General features: G+C 63.6%; 15 protein-coding genes and 1 pseudogene. 13 read left to right on the top strand and 3 right to left on the bottom strand.

Annotation, left to right across the window (positions count from 1 at the left end):
• The first annotated feature begins 168 nt into the window (after nt 1–168).
• On the top strand, nt 169–384 hold the full coding sequence (locus V1294_RS02000; protein ID WP_334494839.1) for a hypothetical protein: 216 nt from the start codon (nt 169–171) through the stop codon (nt 382–384).
• A gap of 90 nt (nt 385–474) precedes the next feature.
• On the opposite strand, the gene V1294_RS01995 is transcribed toward V1294_RS02000, so the two are convergent.
• Nucleotides 475–3,270 carry a [protein-PII] uridylyltransferase gene (locus tag V1294_RS01995; protein ID WP_334494837.1) on the bottom strand — a complete coding sequence of 932 codons (2,796 nt, stop codon included), beginning with the start codon at nt 3,268–3,270 and terminating at the stop codon, nt 475–477.
• A gap of 206 nt (nt 3,271–3,476) precedes the next feature.
• Between V1294_RS01995 and V1294_RS01990 the strand changes: the two genes are divergently transcribed.
• Together V1294_RS01990 and V1294_RS01985 are read left to right on the top strand one after the other, a co-directional pair.
• Entirely contained in the window at nt 3,477–3,986 is a 510-nt protein-coding gene (locus tag V1294_RS01990) for an OsmC family protein (RefSeq protein ID WP_334494836.1), read from the top strand.
• Between the two features lie 183 nt (nt 3,987–4,169).
• Nucleotides 4,170–4,968: pseudogene (locus V1294_RS01985) on the top strand (hypothetical protein).
• An 8-nt stretch (nt 4,969–4,976) separates the two neighbouring features.
• On the opposite strand, the gene V1294_RS01980 reads toward V1294_RS01985, so the two are convergent.
• Together V1294_RS01980 and mutS are read right to left on the bottom strand one after the other, a co-directional pair.
• Complete coding sequence (locus V1294_RS01980) at nt 4,977–6,011, bottom strand: hypothetical protein (RefSeq protein WP_334494834.1); 1,035 nt, start codon at nt 6,009–6,011, stop codon at nt 4,977–4,979.
• A gap of 100 nt (nt 6,012–6,111) precedes the next feature.
• Nucleotides 6,112–8,847, bottom strand: a complete 2,736-nt coding sequence (mutS, locus tag V1294_RS01975; RefSeq protein WP_334494832.1) for a DNA mismatch repair protein MutS — start codon at nt 8,845–8,847, stop codon at nt 6,112–6,114.
• Nucleotides 8,848–9,165: 318 nt separating this feature from the next.
• Here mutS and pcaF point away from each other — a divergent pair, with 318 nt between their 5' ends.
• From pcaF to V1294_RS01925, 10 genes are all read left to right on the top strand, one after another.
• Nucleotides 9,166–10,374: a 3-oxoadipyl-CoA thiolase gene (gene pcaF / locus V1294_RS01970; protein WP_334494831.1), complete on the top strand. Its 1,209-nt coding sequence runs from the start codon at nt 9,166–9,168 to the stop codon at nt 10,372–10,374.
• A 135-nt stretch (nt 10,375–10,509) separates the two neighbouring features.
• Entirely contained in the window at nt 10,510–11,211 is a 702-nt protein-coding gene (gene pcaH, locus V1294_RS01965; RefSeq protein WP_334494829.1) for a protocatechuate 3,4-dioxygenase subunit beta, read from the top strand.
• Nucleotides 11,212–11,814: a protocatechuate 3,4-dioxygenase subunit alpha gene (pcaG, locus tag V1294_RS01960; protein ID WP_334494828.1), complete on the top strand. Its 603-nt coding sequence runs from the start codon at nt 11,212–11,214 to the stop codon at nt 11,812–11,814.
• A gap of 161 nt (nt 11,815–11,975) precedes the next feature.
• Nucleotides 11,976–13,043: a phosphotransferase gene (locus V1294_RS01955; RefSeq protein ID WP_334494826.1), complete on the top strand. Its 1,068-nt coding sequence runs from the start codon at nt 11,976–11,978 to the stop codon at nt 13,041–13,043.
• A 45-nt stretch (nt 13,044–13,088) separates the two neighbouring features.
• Entirely contained in the window at nt 13,089–14,027 is a 939-nt protein-coding gene (locus tag V1294_RS01950; RefSeq protein WP_334494824.1) for a LysR family transcriptional regulator, read from the top strand.
• A gap of 128 nt (nt 14,028–14,155) precedes the next feature.
• Nucleotides 14,156–15,046 (top strand): shikimate dehydrogenase, encoded by an 891-nt coding sequence (locus V1294_RS01945; protein ID WP_334494822.1) that lies wholly within the window; start codon nt 14,156–14,158, stop codon nt 15,044–15,046.
• Between the two features lie 50 nt (nt 15,047–15,096).
• Nucleotides 15,097–16,233, top strand: a complete 1,137-nt coding sequence (locus V1294_RS01940; protein WP_334504456.1) for an ABC transporter substrate-binding protein — start codon at nt 15,097–15,099, stop codon at nt 16,231–16,233.
• A 94-nt stretch (nt 16,234–16,327) separates the two neighbouring features.
• Nucleotides 16,328–17,203 carry a branched-chain amino acid ABC transporter permease gene (locus tag V1294_RS01935; RefSeq protein ID WP_334494820.1) on the top strand — a complete coding sequence of 292 codons (876 nt, stop codon included), beginning with the start codon at nt 16,328–16,330 and terminating at the stop codon, nt 17,201–17,203.
• Entirely contained in the window at nt 17,200–18,201 is a 1,002-nt protein-coding gene (locus V1294_RS01930; protein ID WP_334494819.1) for a branched-chain amino acid ABC transporter permease, read from the top strand. Before V1294_RS01935 ends, V1294_RS01930 begins: the two co-directional genes overlap by 4 nt.
• Nucleotides 18,198–18,941 carry an ABC transporter ATP-binding protein gene (locus V1294_RS01925; protein ID WP_334494817.1) on the top strand — a complete coding sequence of 248 codons (744 nt, stop codon included), beginning with the start codon at nt 18,198–18,200 and terminating at the stop codon, nt 18,939–18,941. The genes V1294_RS01930 and V1294_RS01925 overlap by 4 nt, the downstream gene beginning before the upstream one ends.
• Nucleotides 18,942–18,946: the final 5 nt, after the last annotated feature.

The following is an 18,946-nucleotide window of genomic DNA, read 5'->3' as shown; positions in this document are numbered from 1 at the left end:
CGTAACGGCCTCGCGTAATTGGTCCGATGTCTCCTGCTACCGCATCCCGGCGTTTCCCATGTCGATACTCACAGGCCGCGAGCTCGAATTCCTCACCAGCTTGAATGTCAGCTGGGCGAGGCTCTATCGCAACGAGCTCGCGCGTCTCCTGCATAAGGTTGACGACCGATGCGACGTCCACCACGAAACCCATTCCACCATTCGGATCTCGGCGGCGCCTTCCTCGCCTTCGCACCGAAATTCTGCGACGACGACCAGGACATAACGGACGACCACCTGCCTTACCCGACGCGCCATCAGCGGTCGTCCATTCTCTCGCTGCTGATCGATGCGCTGCGCTATCGCAGAGAGCGGAAGACCGACGCGGGGCCGGTGGGCTCGTAGGATGGGTAGAGCGAAGCGAAACCCATCACCTTCCGCGTCGGCATTGATGGGTATCGCTCCGCTCCACCCATCCTACAGGACACGAGCCTATCACGCCGCCGGTTGCGCGACGTTGTCTTCGCTGGCGAGCAGATGAATCAGCGCGCTCTTGATCGCGGCCTGCCGGGTCGGCGCGTTGATCTGGGCACCCAGGAGGTCGGTGACGTAGAACACGTCGCGGGCGCGTTCGCCGAAGGTCGCGACATGGGCCGACGCAATATTGAGGTTGAGCTTCGAGATCGCGGTCGTCAGCTGATACAGCAGGCCGGGGCGGTCGAGGCCGGAGACCTCGATCACGGTGTAGCGGTCCGACCACTGATTGTTGATGGTCACTTCAGGCTCGACCACGAACGCGCGCACCTTGCCGCGGTTGGCCGCCTTGCGGGCCACCACTTCGGGCAGCCGCAATTTACCTTCCAGCACCTGCTCGATCATCTCGCCGATGCGGGTCGCGCGCCGTCCCTCGTCCTCGTCGCGGTCGTATTCCCTTGATATCGCGATGGTGTCGAGCGCGCGGCCATCGGTGGTCGTGTAGATCTGCGCGTCGACGATATTGGCGCCGGCCGAGGCGCAGGCGCCCGCAATGATCGACAGCAGCCAGGGATGGTCGGTCGCGAGAATCGTCAGTTCGGTGACGCCGCGCGCCTCATCGAAGCCGACATTGATCGCGAGCTGGTGTCCGGCCTGTTCGCTGGCGCGGATGAAGCGGGCCTGGCGGATCTTGCGTTGCAGCTCGACCTTGAGCCAGTAGGCGGGATAGTGCCGCCCGATATAGGCGTTGAGCTCAGCTTCCGGCCACTCGTTGAACGCGGCGCGGAATTCGGATTGCGCTACCGCAATGCGCTGCGCGCGGTTCACTTCCGAGAAGCCGCCGGTCAGCGCCGGCTCGGTCTCGTAATACAGCGTGCGCAGCAGCTGCGCCTTCCAGCCGTTCCACACGCCGGGGCCGACGCCCCTGATGTCGGCGGTGGTCAGGATGGTCAAAAGCTTCATCTGCTCGACGGATTGCACGACGGCGGCAAAATTCTCGATCGTCTTGCGGTCCGAGAGATCGCGCGACTGCGCCACCGTCGACATTGTGAGATGTTCTTCGATCAGCCATGCCACCAGCTCGGTATCGGCGGTGCTGAAACCGAGCCGCGGGCACAATCGCCGCGCCACCTTGGCGCCGGCGATCGAGTGATCCTCAAGCCGGCCCTTGGCGACGTCGTGCAGCAGCGTGGTGATGTAGATCACCGCGCGATGCTCGGGTTGAATCTTGCGGAACAGGTCGCTCGCGACCGTGAACTCGTCATTGCCGCCGCGCTCGATCTCCTGCAGGTGGCCTATGCAGCGGATCAGATGCTCGTCCACCGTGTAATGGTGGTACATGTTGAACTGCATCATCGACACGATCTTGCCGAAGGCGCGGATGAAGTGACCGAGCACGCCAGTCTCGTTCATGCGCCGCAACACGATCTCCGCGTTGTCGGACGTCAGGATCTCCATGAACAGCCGGTTGGCTTCCGGATTTTCGCGAAGCTGGGAGTTCACCTGTTTCAATGAGCGCGTCACCGTGCGCATCGCGTCGGGGTGGAAGGCGAGGTTGTTCTTCTGCGCCAGCTGGAAGATCCGGATCAGATTGACCGGGTCGTGCTTGAAGACGTCGGGCGCGGCGAGGTTGATGCGGTTGTTGTCGATGATGAAGTCGTCGCTGTCGGGCACCCGCCGCCGCTTGGTGCCCGGCCGCAGCCGCGCCACCATGCGGCTCAAGACCGGCGCGGGTTTGGCCTGTTCCTCTTCCAGCTTGGCGCACAGGATCGCGGTCAGATCGCCGACGTCCTTGGCGACCAGGAAGTAGTGCTTCATGAAGCGTTCGACATCCTGCATGCCGGGATGCGAGGTGTAGCCGAGCCGGACCGCGATCTCGCGCTGCATGTCGAACGACAGCCGCTCTTCGGCGCGCCCCGAGACGAAATGCAAATTGCAGCGCACCGACCACAGGAAATCGGCGCAGCGGCGGAAGGTGCGGTACTCCTGCGCGTCGAACACGCCGCGCTCGACCAGTTCGCCGGTCTCGCGCACGCGGTAGACGTATTTGGCGATCCAGAACAGCGTGTGCAGGTCGCGCAAGCCGCCCTTGCCGTCCTTGACGTTGGGCTCGACCAGATAGCGCGATTGCCCGGCGCGGCGGTGGCGTTCTTCGCGCTCGGCGAGTTTCGCGGTGACGAATTCGGAGGCGGTGCCCTGCACGACGTCCTTGTCGAAGCGGGCGACCAGTTCGTCATAGAGCGGCTGGTCGCCGGTCAAAAACCGCGTCTCCAGGATCGCGGTGCGGATCGTCATGTCGCCGCGCGCCTGGCGGATGCATTCGTCGACCGAGCGCGTGGCGTGGCCGACCTTCAATCCCATGTCCCACAGGCAATAGAGAATGGCTTCCGCGACCTGCTCGCCCCAGGCGGTCTGCTTGTAGGGCAGGATGAACAACAGATCGATGTCGGATTCCGGCGCCATCAGGCCGCGGCCGTAACCGCCGGTGGCGACCACGGCCATGCGCTCGGCGCCAGAGGGCACATGTGAGCGATAGAGATGCCGCGTGGCGGCAGAGTAGAGGATGCGGATGATTTCGTCCTGCATGAAGCAGAGCCGCTCCGCGCAGCGGCGGCCGTGGCGATCCCTGAGCAGCACGGCCTGCGCGGTCGCGCGCGCCGCGATCATCTCGGCCTTCAGGAGCTGCGCCAGCGCCGAGCGAAACACGTCCTCGCGCCCGGCATGTTTTTCGGCCAGCGCATCGACCGCCGCGGTGATCCGCGCGGTATCGAAACGTTCATCTTCCCCCGAGGGGGCCTCAATCACGATGCTGTCCATGGCTACCCGATAACGGACGGCACAAAGGCTGTCACGGTGGATTGTACGGTCGGATCAAAGCTATGCTGCCGCCGCCGCGAATGCCAGCCATAACCTGTTGGAAAAACGTGGATTTCCGACGCGGCGTGTGGATGACCAGCGGCTCGGGATGACAGCGCGTCGATAGCGCTTTATATCCGGTGCACAAACAAAGTCGGGAGAACAAAATGGACGCCGCCGAACTTCGCGCGATGCAGGCCCCGATCAAGGAACGTTACAAGTCCGATCCCTCGGCCGCCGTCATCACCCTCAAAGCCAAAGGCTCGATCGACAATGAAGGCATCGCCTGCAAGGTCGAGACCGGCCGCGCGCTGGCTGTGGCCGGACTCCACCCCGCCACCGGTGGCTCCGGGCTGGAGCTGTGCTCCGGCGACATGCTGCTGGAAGCCCTCGTCGCCTGTGCCGGCGTCACGCTGAAATCGGTCGCCACCGCCGTTGAAGTGCCGCTCAAAAGCGGCAACGTCATCGCCGAAGGCGACCTCGATTTTCGCGGCACGCTCGGCGTCGACAAGGAAGCCCCGGTCGGTTTCGAAGAAATCCGCCTGCGCTTCGAGGTCGGCACCGACGCGCCGCAGGACAAGCTCGACCTGCTGCTCAAGCTCACCGAACGCTATTGCGTGGTGTATCAGACTATCAAGAACGGCCCGAAGATCTCGGTCTCGATGAAGCGGGTGTGAGGCGCTCGCAACCCTCCCCTGGAGGGGGAGGGTCGGCTCGCATGAGCGGAGCGAAATGCGAGACGGGGTGGGGTGATCTCTCCACTCGGGCACCGTTCGCGAGGAGAGACTGTCACCCCACCCCGCCGCTCATTTCATGAGCGTCGACCCTCCCCCTCCAGGGGAGGATAAGAGACCGCCGCCATGTCCCCCGAACTCGCCTTCATCCTCACGCTCGCTCTGCGCATGGCGGTCACCGCGGCGTTCGTGGTGACCGCTTCCATCGTCACTGAGCGATCAGGTCCGGTGATCGGCGCGCTGATCGCGACGCTGCCGATCTCGGCGGGACCGTCCTACGTGTTCCTCGCGCTCGATCATGACGCCGCCTTCATCGCCGAGGGCGCGCTGGCAAGCCTGCCGATCAACGCCGCGACGATCTTCCTCGGGCTGACCTATGTCGTGCTGGCGCAACGCCATGGCGCGCTGCTCAGTTGCTTCGCAGCCGTGGCCGTGTGGCTGTCGCTCGCTGCGATCATCCGCTCGGTGCAATGGTCGCTGGCCCGGCGGCCTGATCGCGAACGCCGTCGCTTACGCGATCTGCGTCCCGCTGCTCGCCCGCTATCGCCACGCCAAAATGCCGCCGATCAAGCGCCGCTGGTACGACATTCCGCTGCGGGCGTCGCTGGTCGCAACGCTGGTAGCGACGGTGGTCACCACCTCGAACTGGGTCGGCCCCAAGGTCAGCGGCATGATCGCGCTGTTCCCGGTCGTGTTCACCTCCATGATGCTGATCCTCCACCCGCGCATCGGCGGCCCGCCGACCGCGGCCGTACTCGCCAACAGCGCTTGGGGCCTGATCGGCCTCGGCATCGCGATCGCAGTGCTGCACGTCGCCACGCTGCAGTTCGGTTCGGCGATCGGCCTGGGCCTGGCGCTGGCGACGTGTATCGGCTGGAATCTGAGCCTGTGGTGGCTCGGGCGGAGGAAGGACATTACGCGCTAACGGAGTCACTACGACTGCGCTGAAAGCGGATGTCGTAGCATGAAGTCCGCCCGCGATCTGATCGCAGGGCTTCGATCCTTCGCCAGATGGGCGATCAAATTGTCCGCGTCCGGTATTTGCGCGCGAGCGCCGACCAAGGCGTCTGCGGCAATCCTTCGCACGAATGCTGACTTGTCGTGGATTCCCTCCCTGATCCATTCAGCGGCGGGACGGGTTGCTCGAATATCGCGCGAGGCAAGGACCGGTATGCGCCTTCGCAGGCCGTAAACCTTGTCGATCCATGCCCATTCGAAGCCCACCGGCCAAGTCGCCTTCCCGGCAATCAGCCATTGGTAAGCAACCGCTCTAACTGATGGTTGAACCGCCGCGGCGGCTATATGTGGAAGGTGCTCGTCGATATCGGGATAACGCGAAGCGCTGCGAAGGCAAGTTGCGACCGCTCCAGTCGATTGCCCCTGCAAATGCGTTGCCAAGCCTGCAATGACATCTCTCCGCCCGAACACTGAATCCAGGATATTTGCCTCATCAGTCCAACGGCCCCATACGAGACGACGATCAAGTAAGTATAGCGCGGCCTTCGCGGCGACGTCTGTGGTGGTTTGATGCAGCACCCGTTCGGCGCAGCGCAGCGCTGCCTGGCGCACCGGTCGAACCCAATCGTTCAACCGCCATGCCAGCGTAGCAAAGAAGAAGGCTGATGCTGGAGGATCGTTTATCGAGTCCAGTGCGGCTTCTCTCGCGTAGCCACTTGGGTGAAACAGAAAGAGCCACGCATAATCGTGATTTTTCCTGAGAAGTTGCGGGGTAGACGCCGCCCCGCCAAATAGCGGCGGGAGCAAAAATCCATTTTGCTCTCGCCACCAGCCGAAGCGGACTGCTGTCGCGATTTCTCGGCTGGCGGGCACAATCTCATTGGCAGGAAGCGCAGAAAGCTCCGCCAACACGTCTTCCAGTTCGTCGTCAGATTGCCCGAGCTTGTTGCCCAACGCAGCCAACTTGGCGGCCAGCGGCGGCGGGAGAACTGATCGACGATGCGATGCCATGGCCTAGCTTGGCAGGAATCTGCAACAATTGGAAGTTGCGCTCACGCACCGGCGAGCGACCCAAGGTAAGGGCGAGCCGGCGTGCCGCAATAGACTATTGCTACTTCGGCAGTTTCGCCTTCAGCGCATACAACGCCTCCAGCGCCTCACGCGGCGACATTTCGTCGGGATGCAGCGCCTTCACCGCTTCCATCAATTGCTCGGCTTCGCTCGGTGGTGCCGGTTCGGCGGCGGCGCGGGAGGGGACGGCGAACAGCGGCAGATCGTCGGCGAGCGCGCGGGCGGTCTGGCCGCGGTCCTGCGCTTCGAGTTTTGCCAGCACAGACTTGGCGCGCATGATCACCGCCGGCGGCAGGCCGGCGAGCTTGGCGACCTGGATGCCGTAGGAGCGGTCGGCCGAGCCGGGGAGCACCTCGTGCAGGAACACGACGTCGCCCTGCCACTCCTTGACGCGCACGGTGGCGTTGAACATCCGCGGCAGTTTGGCGGAAAGCGCGGTCAGCTCGTGATAATGCGTGGCGAACAGCGCGCGGCAGCGGTTGGCCTCATGCAGATGCTCGATCGCGGCCCAGGCGATCGACAGGCCGTCGAAGGTGGCGGTGCCGCGGCCGATTTCGTCGAGGATCACAAGCGATCGCTCGCTGGCCTGGTTGAGGATGACGGCGGTCTCGACCATCTCGACCATGAAGGTGGAGCGGCCGCGCGCGAGATCATCCGCCGCGCCGACGCGCGAGAACAGGCGATCGACGACGCCGATCCGCGCGCGCGACGCCGGCACGTAGGAACCGATCTGCGCCATCAGCGCGATCAGTGCATTCTGGCGCAGGAAGGTCGACTTACCCGCCATGTTGGGGCCGGTGACCAGCCAGATCTGGCCGGATTTCTGAGCGGGGCTGGGCGACAGGTCGCAGGCATTGGCGATGAACGGCTGGCCGGCCCGCTTCAGCGCCTGTTCGACGACGGGGTGCCGGCCGCCCTCGACGGCGAAGCCGAGCGAGCCATCGACCTCGGGCCGCAACACATAATTGTCATCGACCGCCAGCTTTGCGAGCGCAGTCGCAACATCCAGCAGTGCAAACGCATGCGCTGCGGCGCGCAGGTCGTCGCTGGCCGCCAGCGCCATCGCGCAGAGCCGCTCAAAAATCTCCAGCTCCAGATTGAGCGCACGGTCGCCCGCATTGGCGATCTTGGCTTCGATCTCGCCGAGTTCGGACGTCGTAAAGCGAACCTGGCCGGCCAGCGTCTGGCGATGGATGAAGGTCGCATTCAACGGCGACGCCATCAGCTTGTCGCCGTGCTGCGCGGTAACCTCGACGAAATAGCCGAGCACGTTGTTGTGGCGGATCTTGAGCGCCTTGATGGAGGTCAGGTCGGCATAGCGCGCCTGCATCGCGGCAACGACGAGGCGGGAGGCATCGCGGAGATTCCGGCTCTCGTCGAGCGCGGCCTCATAGCCTTCGCGGATGAAGCCGCCGTCGCGCTTGATCAGCGGCAATTGCTCGGCGAGCGCGCGTTCAAACTCGCGCGCGAGGTCGCGCGAGGGACGGCGTAGCGCTTCCATCACGGCTACGACTTCTGATGGCGGCGCTTCGAGCTGCGCAAGCCGCGCCAGCGCCTGGTCGGCGGCAAGAATGCCATCGCGCAGGCCTGCAAGATCACGCGGGCCGCCGCGTCCGACTGACAGCCGCGCCAACGCGCGCGACATGTCGGGCGCAGCGCGGAGCGTGGTCCTGATATCGTCGCGCGCAGCGCTATCGGTGACAAAAGTTGCAATCGCATCCAGCCGTCGCGCGATTCCCGCGCTGTCCGTGAGCGGTGCGGCGAGGCGTTGCGCCAATAGTCGCGAGCCGGCCGCGGTGACGGTGCAGTCGATCGCATCGAGCAGCGATCCTCGCCGTTCGCCGGCCAGCGTGCGGGTCAATTCGAGGTTGGCGCGGGTGGCGGGGTCGATCGCCATCGTGGTGCCGGCGGCTTCGCGAGACGGCGGTGACAGCGGCGGACGTTTGCCGACCTGGGTGCGGTCGATATAGGTGACGGCGGCGGCGGCCGCGGTCGCTTCCGGCCGCGACATCGCGGAGAGGCCATCCATGGTCGCGACCGCGAAATAGTCGCATAGCCGCCGCTCGGCGGTGGCGCCATCGAAGACGTCGCGGGTGAGCGGCGTTACTGATGGCAGTTCGCGCAGCAGCGGACCGAGATCGGCATCGCCATAGAGCGCGTCGGTGACGATCACTTCATTCGGATTGATGCGCGCCAGCGTCGCCGCGAGTTCGGCGGTCGCGCACTCCGTGACCATGAATTCGGACGTGGAAATATCGATCCAGGCGAGGCCAATGCGGTCGCCGCCGGAGGAGGCACGGGCGCGCGCGATTGCGAGCAAATAATTGTTGGTGCGGGCATCCAGGAGCGTGTCTTCGGTCAGCGTGCCCGGCGTCACCAGCCGCACCACGCCGCGGGCCACCACGCTCTTGTTGCCGCGGGCGCGCGCCGCGGCGGGATTCTCGGTCTGCTCGCAGACGGCAACGCGGTGGCCTGCATTGATCAGACGATGCAGATAATCCTCGGAGCGCTCCACCGGCACGCCGCACATCGGGATGTCCATGCCCTGATGCTTGCCGCGCTTGGTCAGCACGATGCCGAGTGTTCTGGAGGCGATTTCGGCGTCCTCGAAGAACAGCTCGTAGAAATCGCCCATCCGGTAGAACAGCAACAGCCCGGGATGGGCGGCCTTGATCTCCAAGTATTGTTCCATCATCGGCGTGACGCGCGAATTTGCGTCGGTAGCCGGCGTGGCTTCAGGGGGCGCGGGGGCGGGGATGGATTGCTGGATCGTCATCAGAGCGTTTTCAAGTGAAGTGGGTACCGGTTCGCGCCAGGAAAACGCGTCCAAATGAGAAGCTGGAGCCGGCCAGGCTCCGGGGCCGCAAACTACAAAATTTTGCCGTCCGGTCCTATTCCCTTACCTGCGTTGTCAGAGTTTTCCACGCCCACCGCCCTCCCGTTCATCACGCCAGCGTTGAGGGCATGACGGACCTCCCGCGAAAGCACCACCCGGGAACGTCGCCTCAATTGACCTGTCGCGGGCGCGCTCCTAAAACTCGCCATCAAACCTAGCGGGTCAACGCCTAAAGCGCGGCATTCAGGGAGAAATTCAATGCATGATGTGTTCATTTGCGATGCCGTCCGGACCCCGATCGGCCGTTTCGGCGGCTCGCTCGCCAAGGTGCGCGCCGACGATCTGGCTGCCGTTCCGATCAAGGCGCTGATGGCGAAGCATCCCGGGCTCGACTGGGCGCAGGTGGACGAGGTGTTTTTCGGCTGCGCCAACCAGGCCGGCGAGGACAACCGCAACGTCGCGCGCATGGCGCTGTTGCTGGCGGGCATTCCGGAATCGGTTCCCGGCCAGACCCTCAACCGTCTCTGTGCGTCGGGCCTCGATGCCGTCGGCGCCGCGGGACGGGCGATCCGAGCCGGCGAGATCGATTTCGCGATTGCCGGCGGCGTCGAGTCGATGACCCGCGCACCGTTCGTGATGGGCAAGGCGCCGGAAGCGTTCGCGCGCTCGGCCGAGATCTACGACACCACTATCGGCTGGCGTTTCATCAATCCGCTGATGAAGGCGCAGTACGGCGTTGATGCGATGCCGGAGACCGGCGAGAACGTTGCCGAGGAATTCCAGGTGTCGCGCGCCGACCAGGATGCGATGGCGATCCGCTCGCAGCAACGCGCAGGTGCTGCGATCGCATCAGGTTACTTCGCCGAGGAAATCACGCCGGTGTCGGTGCCGGGCGGCAAGGCCGGGCCTGTCATCGTCGACAAGGACGAGCATCCACGCCCCGAAACCACGCTAGAAGGCCTGACCAAACTCAAGCCGATCGTGCGCAATCCCGGCACGGTGACGGCCGGCAACGCGTCCGGTGTCAACGATGGCGCGGCTGCGATGATCCTCGCCTCCGAAGCCGCTGCGAAGAAGCACGGGCTGACGCCGCGGGCGCGCATCCTTGGGTTAGCCTCGGCCGCGGTGCCGCCGCGCATCATGGGCATCGGCCCGGTGCCGGCGACGAAGAAACTGATGGAGCGGCTCGGCATCAAGATCTCTGACTTCGATTTGATCGAGCTCAATGAAGCCTTTGCCTCGCAGGGCATAGCCTGTCTGCGGCAGCTGGGCGTCAAGGACGACGCCGACTTCGTCAACCCGCATGGCGGCGCGATTGCGCTCGGCCATCCGCTCGGCATGAGCGGCGCGCGGCTGGCGTTGACGGCGGTGCACGGCATGGAGAAGCGGGGCGGGAAGCTTGCCTTGGCAACCATGTGCGTCGGCGTCGGCCAGGGCGTTGCGGTCGCGATCGAAAAGATTAATTGAAACAACTAATTGGGAGAGCGAAAAACAGCGCTTTCCCGAATTAGTTATGTCATATAATGATCCGGCGGCTCGGCTCTGCGACAAAAGGGCAAAGCAATTTTGCGCCGCGATCGCGATGCGAGGGAGGGATAAGTCATGACATTGGTCTATCCGGTGCAAAGTCTCGCGGCGCATCCGCCGCGGCTGTCTCCCGCCTACAAGAGCACGGTCAAGCGCTCGCCGTCGAAGCCACTGATTCCGATGCGGCACACGCTGTCGGAATTGACCGGGCCGGTCTATGGCCACGAGACGGTGCGCGAGAATGATCACGACCTCACCGTTCAGGGCAAGGGCGAGCCGCTCGGCGAGCGCATCATCGTGCACGGCCACGTGCTCGACGAAGACGGCCGCGGCGTGCCGAACACGCTGGTCGAACTCTGGCAGGCCAATGCCTGCGGCCGCTATGTCCATGTCGTCGACCAGCATCCCGCGCCGCTCGATCCGAATTTCACCGGCGCCGGCCGCGCGCAATCAGACGCGCAGGGTTACTACCGCTTCGTCACCATCAAGCCCGGCGCCTATCCCTGGGGCAATCACCACAACGCCTGGCGGCCGGCCCACATCCACTTCTCGGTGTTCGGCCACTCGTTCGTGTCGCGTCTGGTGACGCAGATGTATTTCCCCGGCGATCCGTTGTTCCCGTTCGATCCGATCTTCAATTCGGTGACCGACGAGAAGGCGCGCAACCGGATGATCTCGTCGTTCGATCTGGAGAACACCAAGCCGGATTGGGCGCTGTGCTACCGCTTCAACATTGTGCTGCGCGGGCGCAACGCCACGCCGATGGAGAAAAAGTAAGTGCAACAGACCAAGCCAGACGGCCTTACTCCGTCGCAAACCGTCGGTCCGTACTTCGCCTATGGCCTGACGCCGAACGGCAAATATGACTGGAACGACGCGTTCAACAACAACCTGGTGACATCAGATACGTCGGGCGAACGCATTCGCATCGAAGGGCAGGTATTCGACGGCGATGGCGCGGTCGTGCCGGATTGCATGCTGGAGATCTGGCAGGCAGACGCCCAGGGGCGCTTCTCCCACCCGCAGGATAAACGGGCACAGCCGAATACGTCATTCAAGGGATTCGGCCGCATCGGCACCGACGCCAAGGGTGGCTACGCCTTCGACACCATCAAGCCGGGCACTGTGCCCGATCCCGATGGCAAGCCGCAGGCGCCGCATATCCTGCTTGCGGTGTTCGCGCGCGGCATGCTGCTGCACAATTATTCGCGGATCTATTTCGACGGCGAGGCCGCCAACGCGTTAGATCCCGTACTGGCGCTGGTGCCGGCCGATCGCCGCACCACGCTGATCGCGACGCGCCAGCCGGGCGGCAATGCAGTCTATCGTTTCGACATCCACCTGCAGGGCGACAAAGAGACGGTGTTCTTCGACGTGTAAGTTCCGACGTCGCAGCGTTTTCTCGTCGTGGCCGGGCTTGACCCGGCCATCTATCCACTTTCGAAAGAGGCTTCTTGCGAAGAAACGATGGATACGCGGGTCAAGCCCGCGTATGACATTGGGGGATATGCCGGGTTGCGCTGCCTCACTGTGGGTTGTCAATGACACCTGACTCCTTGCCGCCGCCGGCAAATGCCGAACGTCTTACCGACGCGCTTCGTAAGTCCGGCGTTCTGGGGCCGGCGCGGGTTTGCAGCGTCGTGAGGATGACACCTCCGATAAAGAAGTTGCGTTCACACACATTCCGGCTGCGCTTGGATTATGGAGGCCGGGCCGGAGACGCCCCGAACTCCGTCATTCTCAAAATGGGTCATCTCGATGATGCGGGTCGTTCGACCTACACGAATGGCCGGGAGATTTCATTCTATCGCGACATCGCCCCCGCGTTATCGGAACGATTGGTGCCGCGCTGTTTTGAGGCCGTCGAGGCGACGGATACCAGCGCGTGGCATCTGCTGCTGGAAGACCTGACGGACTCGCATTTCGTCGCGACTGCGTGGCCGTTGCCACCCACGGCTCAGCAATCCGAGCAAATCGTGGAGGCTCTCGCGCGTATCCATGCGGCGTGGTGGGACGACCGACGCCTCGGTCATTCGGTCGGGAGCTGGTACGACGCAGATGCCTGGGACAGGATCTTGCGAGATTTCGGAATTCAGTTCGCGCGGTTCACCGACCGGTACGGAGAGATGATACCAGCCGAGCGGCGGAATCTTTACGAGAGATTGCTGGATCGCGGGCCTGAGCTGCTGGCGCGCTACCATGTGCGACGCAACCTGACCATCATCCATGGTGACGCTCACCCATGGAATTTCTTCCTGCCGCGGCCTGATGGAGGCGATAACCCCAGGTTGCTGGATTGGGAAGGCTGGAGCATCAATACGGCGACCGACGACCTAGCCTATATGATGGCGATGCTTTGGTATCCCGATCGCCGGAGGCGTATCGAGCAGCCTCTTCTGGCCCGCTACCATGCGGCGTTATCGGTTCACGGAGTGAGCGATTATGATCGCCAGTCGCTGAACGATGATTATCGGCTGTCGGTGCTCTGGCTGATCACAAGACCAGTGGCGCAGGCGATGGCTGGTATTGGCGGCGGGGTCTGGTGGAATAATCTTGAGCGGATTTTTCTCGCAGTCGACGACCTCGGCTGTCGGGAGCTGCTCGACTGATGGCCATATTGATCGTAAGCAAGTTACGTCGCAGGTAAGATTTCCATGATGACGCTTCGCCAGGTCGAGGTGATCCGCGCCGTGATGGTGACCGGCACGATCGGCGGCGCGGCGAGGCTTCTGAACGTGTCGGCGCCGGGCATCAGCCGGTTGGTGAAATACACCGAGAAATCGCTCGGCGTCCGCTTCTTCCAGCGCCAGAACGGGCGCTATTTCCCGACGGCGGAAGCCCGCAACATCTTCGAGCAGATCAACGGCGTCTACGAGAAGATGGATGATCTCTCCGAGATCATCTCGAAGATCGGACGCGGCGATCTGTCCGAGCTGCGCATCGGCTCCGTGCCCAGCATCTCGCAGGTTATGGTGCCGCGCGCGATCGAGCGGGTGCGGCGCCGTTATCCGGAACTGCGGATCGACATCAACATCCTCAAGATCGAGGAGGCCGTCGACTATCTGCTGCTGGGCCGCGGCGATTGCGTCGCCATGAGTTATCGGCTCGAGCATCCCGGCCTCGACTTTCTGCCGCTGGCGTCAGGCGAATTGTTCTGCATCGTGCCGGCGGGGCATGAGCTTGCCGGATGCAAGCAGGTCTCTGCCGCGGAGATCATCCGCTATCCCCTGATCGGCATCGATCCCAACGATCCCTATGGGCGGATCATGGCGGAGATATTTGCGCGCAACAAACTCGACTACGACATCACCATCCGCGCGCGCTTCGGCACCACCGTGTGCGCGCTGGTCAAGGCCGGTCTCGGCATTGCCGTGATCGACCAGTTCACCGTCGCCCATGGCGGTTATCCCGGTGTCGAATTGTTGAAAATCGTCGAGCCGACCAGGTTCGACACCTACGTTGCGGTGAAGCGCGGTGCACCGCTGTCGCTGCACATCGAGCATTTCATCGAATGTCTGCGTTCTGAAATGCGGGCGGTCGGACCGGGCAAGGCGGCGCCGCGAAAGCCCGATCCCAAGTCGCGCAAGAAATAACATGATGTTATCTATACGGCATAAATGGGTAATTGTGTTAGGTCGGCAAAGCGCTATCGTCTGGGCGGATCGGGACGTATCCCGAACCCCCGCGCCGCTAACGCGCATTTGCGCCCGATGACGAGATCATGAGCCCTGCCGCCCGACCGTTCACTCCAGCCGATCGCCGCTTTCTCACCGGCCTGATCGGGTCGCCGATCGCGCATTCGGCGTCGCCGGCGATGCATGAGCGAGCCGCCGAGGCGCTCGGCGCGCATTGCCATTACCAGCTGATCGAAGTTGCGGGCGCTGACCGCGAAGAACTGCGGCTGCTGCTCGACGGTGTGCGCCGCCTGGGCTTTGCAGGGGTCAACGTCACCTTTCCCTACAAGGAGGCGGTGGTCTCCCTGCTCGATGAATTGTCGCCGGGTGCGCAGGCGATCGGTGCGGTCAACACCGTCGTGGTCCGCGATGGCCGGCTGATCGGGCATAACACCGACACTACGGGATTTGCCCGGGCGATCACCGAGCTTGTCCGTGACCCCGCGCAGAGCTCGGTTGCCGTGATCGGCGCAGGCGGCGTCGGCAAGGCGATTACCTTTGCGTTGGCCGGGATCGGTGTCGCCGAGATCAGGATCTTCGACACCGACCGCGTCAAGGCTACGCAACTCGCCGCCCAGATCGGGAAACGCGGCAAAACAAGTGTTGCCGGCAGCGTCGAGGATGCGATGAGCGGCGCCACCGGGGTCGTCAACGGCTCGCCGGTCGGCATGCTGCCGAACCGTGGCACGCCTGTTCCGGATGCCTTGCTGCATCAGGACATATGGGTCGCCGACGCAGTCTACACGCCGCTCTGGACGCCGCTGTTGAACGCCGCAAAGGCAAAGGGCGCGGAGGTCATGACCGGGCGTGAGCTCGCGATCTACCAGGCCGCGGATGCATTCGAACTGTTCACGGGATTGAAGCCATCGGCCGTCGAGATGGGAAATGCATTCGACGCGGTGATGGCCAAACGCTACGCTAAAGTGAACGCAGCTTAAAACGCGACCGGTCACAAGGTCGCTTATTGTAACGAGAAGAGGGGATGGAAATGAGATCTGGGATTTTTGCTGGGCTCCTGCTTGCCACCGTGTCGGCCGCAGCCGCGTTCGCGCAAGGGGCGCCAATCAAGCTCGCCAACGTCGCCGAACTGTCCGGCGGCGGGGCCACCGTCGGCAACAACTGGAAAAACGGCATCGACCTTGCGATCGAGGAGATCAACGCCAAGGGCGGGTTGCTCGGCCGCAAGCTGGAAGTCACGCATGCGGATTCACAATCGAATCCAGGCGTCGCACGCGCGCAGGTGCAAAAGGCGCTCGACAATGAGCCTTACGTGCTGCTCGGACCCGGCTATTCCGGCTCCGTCAAGGTCACTTCGCCGCTCGCCGCCGAAGCCGGCATCACCCAGATCATGGGTGGCGAGGCCGCCGAACTGACGCAGGGCGGCAACAAGTTTCTGTTCCGCACCTCGTTCGGCCAGCAATCTTCGATGCCGAAGGTCGCCAAATACATCAACGACGAACTGAAGGCGAAATCGGTCGCGATCGTCTGGGTCAACAACGACTTCGGCAAGGGTGGCCGCGACGTCATCACCAAGGAATTTGCCAAGTACAACATCAAGGTCGCCGCGGATATTTCCACCGAAGCGGGCCAGGCCGACTTTGCCGCCGACGTCAGCAAGATCAAGGCCGCCGCGCCGGACGCGGTGTTCGTCTATGTCAACGAGGAAGAAAGCGCGCGGATGCTCAAGGAGCTGAAGCGCCAGGCGATATCAGTGCCGTTGATGGGGGAAACGACGCTGGTCGGCCAGAAAGTCGTCGAACTCGCCGGCGATGCCGCCAACGGCGCGCGCGGCCATGTCGGCCTCACCACAGATGCACCGGTCGATCTGGTCAAGGCGTTCCGGGAAAAGTTCGTCAAGAAGTACAACTACGTCCCCGATCATAACGGGCTGAAAGGCTATCTCGCGATCTACATGATCAAGGCCACCACCGTGAAGATGGGCAAGGTCGACGCCAAGGCGTTCGCCGACAATCTGCACGGCCTCACCATCAAGGCCGCCAGCGAGCCCGGCATCCTGATGGACGTGACCTTCGACGAGAAGGGCGACATCGACCGCCAGGGGTTCCTGGTCGAGATTGTCGACGGCAAGCAGGTCGTCAAGCAGGTGCTGCCGAAACTGAACTGAGCCGCGACGGGGCGTACGCTTGAACGTGCGCCCCCGAGATCAGCATGGTGAAATTGATTGACGCCGTCCGCATGTGACGGGTGAGGGGAGGAGCATGTCCAATCTGCTCGATCTGCTCGTGGCAGGCCTTGCGACCGGGGCGATCTACGCCCTCGTCGCGGTCGGGTTCACGCTGCTGTGGCAGACGTCGCAAACCATCAATTTCGCGCAGGGCGAATTCGTGATGCTGCCGGCGTTCCTGATGCTGGCGGTGATGCATGCCGGCGCGCCGTTCTGGCTCGCGGTCATTCTCGGCATCCTGCTGTCGCTGCTGCTGCTCGGGCTCGGCTTCAAGCTGCTGCTGGTCGATCCGATGCTGCGGCACGGCGTGCTGCCGCTGGCGATTGCGACCATGGCGCTGGCGATTGGCATGAAAGAGGCGGTGAAGCAGTTCTTCAGCGCCGAGGCGTCGCCCTTCCCCTCCATCGTGCCAGCCGGTGACGTCTCGATCCTCGGCCGGGTGGTCTCGTTGCAGAGCCTCGGCGTGCTGGCACTCGCGATCGCGGTGGTGATCGGCCTGACTGCGCTGTTGAACCGCACCTCGATCGGTCATCAGATGCAGGCCACAGCGCAGAACCCGACGGTCGCCCGCATCATCGGTGTACCCGTAGAACGCATGATCCTGTTCACCTTCTTGATCAATGCGTTTCTGGTAGCGCTGGCCTCACTGCTGATCACGCCGATTTATCTGGCGAAGTTTTCCTCCGGCGAAGTGCTTGGGCAGGCGGCGTTCATTGCGGCGATCGTCGGCGGCTTCAATCAGGTGCGCGGCGCCATCGCCGGCGGGCTTTTGATTGGCGTGGTGGACAATCTCGCCGCCGCCTATGTGTCGACGCAGTACCGCGCCGCCGTGCCGCTGATCCTCCTGATCGTCATCATCCTGTTCCGGCCGCAGGGGCTGCTCGGCCGGCCCGAGGAGCGCACGGTATGACCGCCACGGGGAAATATCTGCGTATCGCGCTCGGCATCGCCGTCATCGCGGCGCTGATTATCGTGCCGATGAATTTCAACCGCTATGGCCTCTACATCCTGAGCCAGTGGGCGGTGATGACGATCGCCGCGATGGGCCTCAACCTGACACTGGGATACGCAGGACAGGTCTCGCTGGCGCAGGGCGCGTTCGTCGGCATCGGCGCTTACGCGGCGGCGATCATGACCACGCAGGGCGGCATGCCGCTGATTGCGGCGCTCGGCGTCGCCATCGTGCTGTGCTTCGCGATCGGTTGGATCCTGGGATATCCGGCGCTGCGCGTGCAGCATCACTATCTCGCGTTCGTGACACTGGCGTTCTCGACGCTCGCCTTCCTGGTGTTCCGTAACGAGGACTGGCTCACCAAGGGCATCTACGGCATCTCCAACATTCCGCGGCCGAACGTCATGGGCTTCGCGACCAACCGGCCGCTGCCGTTCTATTATTTCTGCCTCGGCTCGCTTGCGCTCGTATCATTGGCGATGTGGTGGCTGATCCGCTCGCCCTGGGGCCGCGCCTTCGTGGCGCTGCGCGAAAATCCGGTGCGGGCGCTGTCGCTCGGCATCGACACCCGGCGTTATACGCTGATGGCGTTTGCGATCGGATCGGCGCTTGGCGGCGTCGCCGGCACGCTCTACGCGCCGCTGACGCAATATATCGACCCGGTTCCGTTCAACCTCTCGCTCTCGCTCGATCTTCTAATGATGGTGATCGTCGGCGGTTCCGGATTCTTCTTCGGACCGTTCCTCGGCGCGATGATCGCGGTGCTGCTGCCCGAGTGGCTGCGCTTCACGCAGGGCTACTATTTGATGCTCTATGCGGTTGCCGTGATGCTGCTGCTGATCTATTCGCCGACCGGCATCCTCGGCATTCTCGATCGCTATTTGGTCGAGCGCCGCACCAAGGCGGCTTCCGCCCTGCGCGCGGTCGCCAAATCCCGGCTGGAGACGGCGCCATGACCGCGGTCCTCGAAGTCAGCGACATCAAGAAGAGCTTTGGCGGCATCAAGGCCGTCGACGGCGTCAGCTTCGACGTGCAGGAGGGCGAGATCCTCGGCCTGATCGGCCCGAACGGCTGCGGCAAGTCCACGCTCTTTAACTGCATCCTCGGCCAGCTCACGCCGATCGGTGGCGAGGTCAAGGTCGACGGCAAGGTGGTCACCGGATTGCGGCCGTCCGAATTGAATCGTCTCGGCGTCAGCCGCACCTTCCAGCTTCTGCAGGTGTTTCCAAAACTGTCGGTGCGGGAGAACCTGATCCTCGCCGGCCAGGAGCATCAGGGCAACATGATGTCGCGGCTGCTCGGTCCCTCCGACGCCGGATTGACGTCGGCGGCCGACCAGATGATCGGCTTCTTCAAGCTCGATCATCTCGCGACCGAAGCCGCGGGCGGCCTGTCCTACGGCCAGCAAAAGCTGCTCGATGCCGCGATGGCGTTCATGGGCGGGCCGCGGCTGGTGCTGCTCGACGAGCCTGCCGGTGGCGTCAACCTCACCATGCTCGGCGATCTCAAGGAGCGGCTGGCCGCGATCAACCGCGAGAAGCGCGCCACCTTTGTCGTGATCGAGCACAACATGGAATTCGTGATGTCGCTGTGCACGCGCGTCATGGTGATGGCGGAAGGCAAGCTGCTGGCGATGGGCACGCCGGCTGAAGTGCGCGCCAATCCCGCCGTCATCGAAGCCTATCTCGGCCACTAGAGGAA

Origin of the sequence: Bradyrhizobium sp. AZCC 1678 (assembly GCF_036924765.1) — a bacterium.
Lineage (GTDB): Bacteria > Pseudomonadota > Alphaproteobacteria > Rhizobiales > Xanthobacteraceae > Bradyrhizobium > Bradyrhizobium algeriense.
The sequence above is the reverse complement of the archived record's forward strand: the minus strand, read 5'-3'. Positions and strand labels throughout refer to the sequence as shown.

Bases quoted from the DNA above. Each gene is read 5' to 3' on its own strand.
- V1294_RS02000 (WP_334494839.1), top strand. From the start codon at position 169: ATGCGACGTCCACCACGAAACCCATTCCACCATTCGGATCTCGGCGGC.
- V1294_RS01995 (WP_334494837.1), bottom strand. From the start codon at position 3,270: ATGGACAGCATCGTGATTGAGGCCCCCTCGGGGGAAGATGAACGTTTC.
- V1294_RS01990 (WP_334494836.1), top strand. From the start codon at position 3,477: ATGGACGCCGCCGAACTTCGCGCGATGCAGGCCCCGATCAAGGAACGT.
- V1294_RS01980 (WP_334494834.1), bottom strand. From the start codon at position 6,011: ATGGCATCGCATCGTCGATCAGTTCTCCCGCCGCCGCTGGCCGCCAAG.
- mutS (WP_334494832.1), bottom strand. From the start codon at position 8,847: ATGACGATCCAGCAATCCATCCCCGCCCCCGCGCCCCCTGAAGCCACG.
- pcaF (WP_334494831.1), top strand. From the start codon at position 9,166: ATGCATGATGTGTTCATTTGCGATGCCGTCCGGACCCCGATCGGCCGT.
- pcaH (WP_334494829.1), top strand. From the start codon at position 10,510: ATGACATTGGTCTATCCGGTGCAAAGTCTCGCGGCGCATCCGCCGCGG.
- V1294_RS01955 (WP_334494826.1), top strand. From the start codon at position 11,976: ATGACACCTGACTCCTTGCCGCCGCCGGCAAATGCCGAACGTCTTACC.
- V1294_RS01950 (WP_334494824.1), top strand. From the start codon at position 13,089: ATGATGACGCTTCGCCAGGTCGAGGTGATCCGCGCCGTGATGGTGACC.
- V1294_RS01945 (WP_334494822.1), top strand. From the start codon at position 14,156: ATGAGCCCTGCCGCCCGACCGTTCACTCCAGCCGATCGCCGCTTTCTC.
- V1294_RS01940 (WP_334504456.1), top strand. From the start codon at position 15,097: ATGAGATCTGGGATTTTTGCTGGGCTCCTGCTTGCCACCGTGTCGGCC.
- V1294_RS01935 (WP_334494820.1), top strand. From the start codon at position 16,328: ATGTCCAATCTGCTCGATCTGCTCGTGGCAGGCCTTGCGACCGGGGCG.
- V1294_RS01930 (WP_334494819.1), top strand. From the start codon at position 17,200: ATGACCGCCACGGGGAAATATCTGCGTATCGCGCTCGGCATCGCCGTC.
- V1294_RS01925 (WP_334494817.1), top strand. From the start codon at position 18,198: ATGACCGCGGTCCTCGAAGTCAGCGACATCAAGAAGAGCTTTGGCGGC.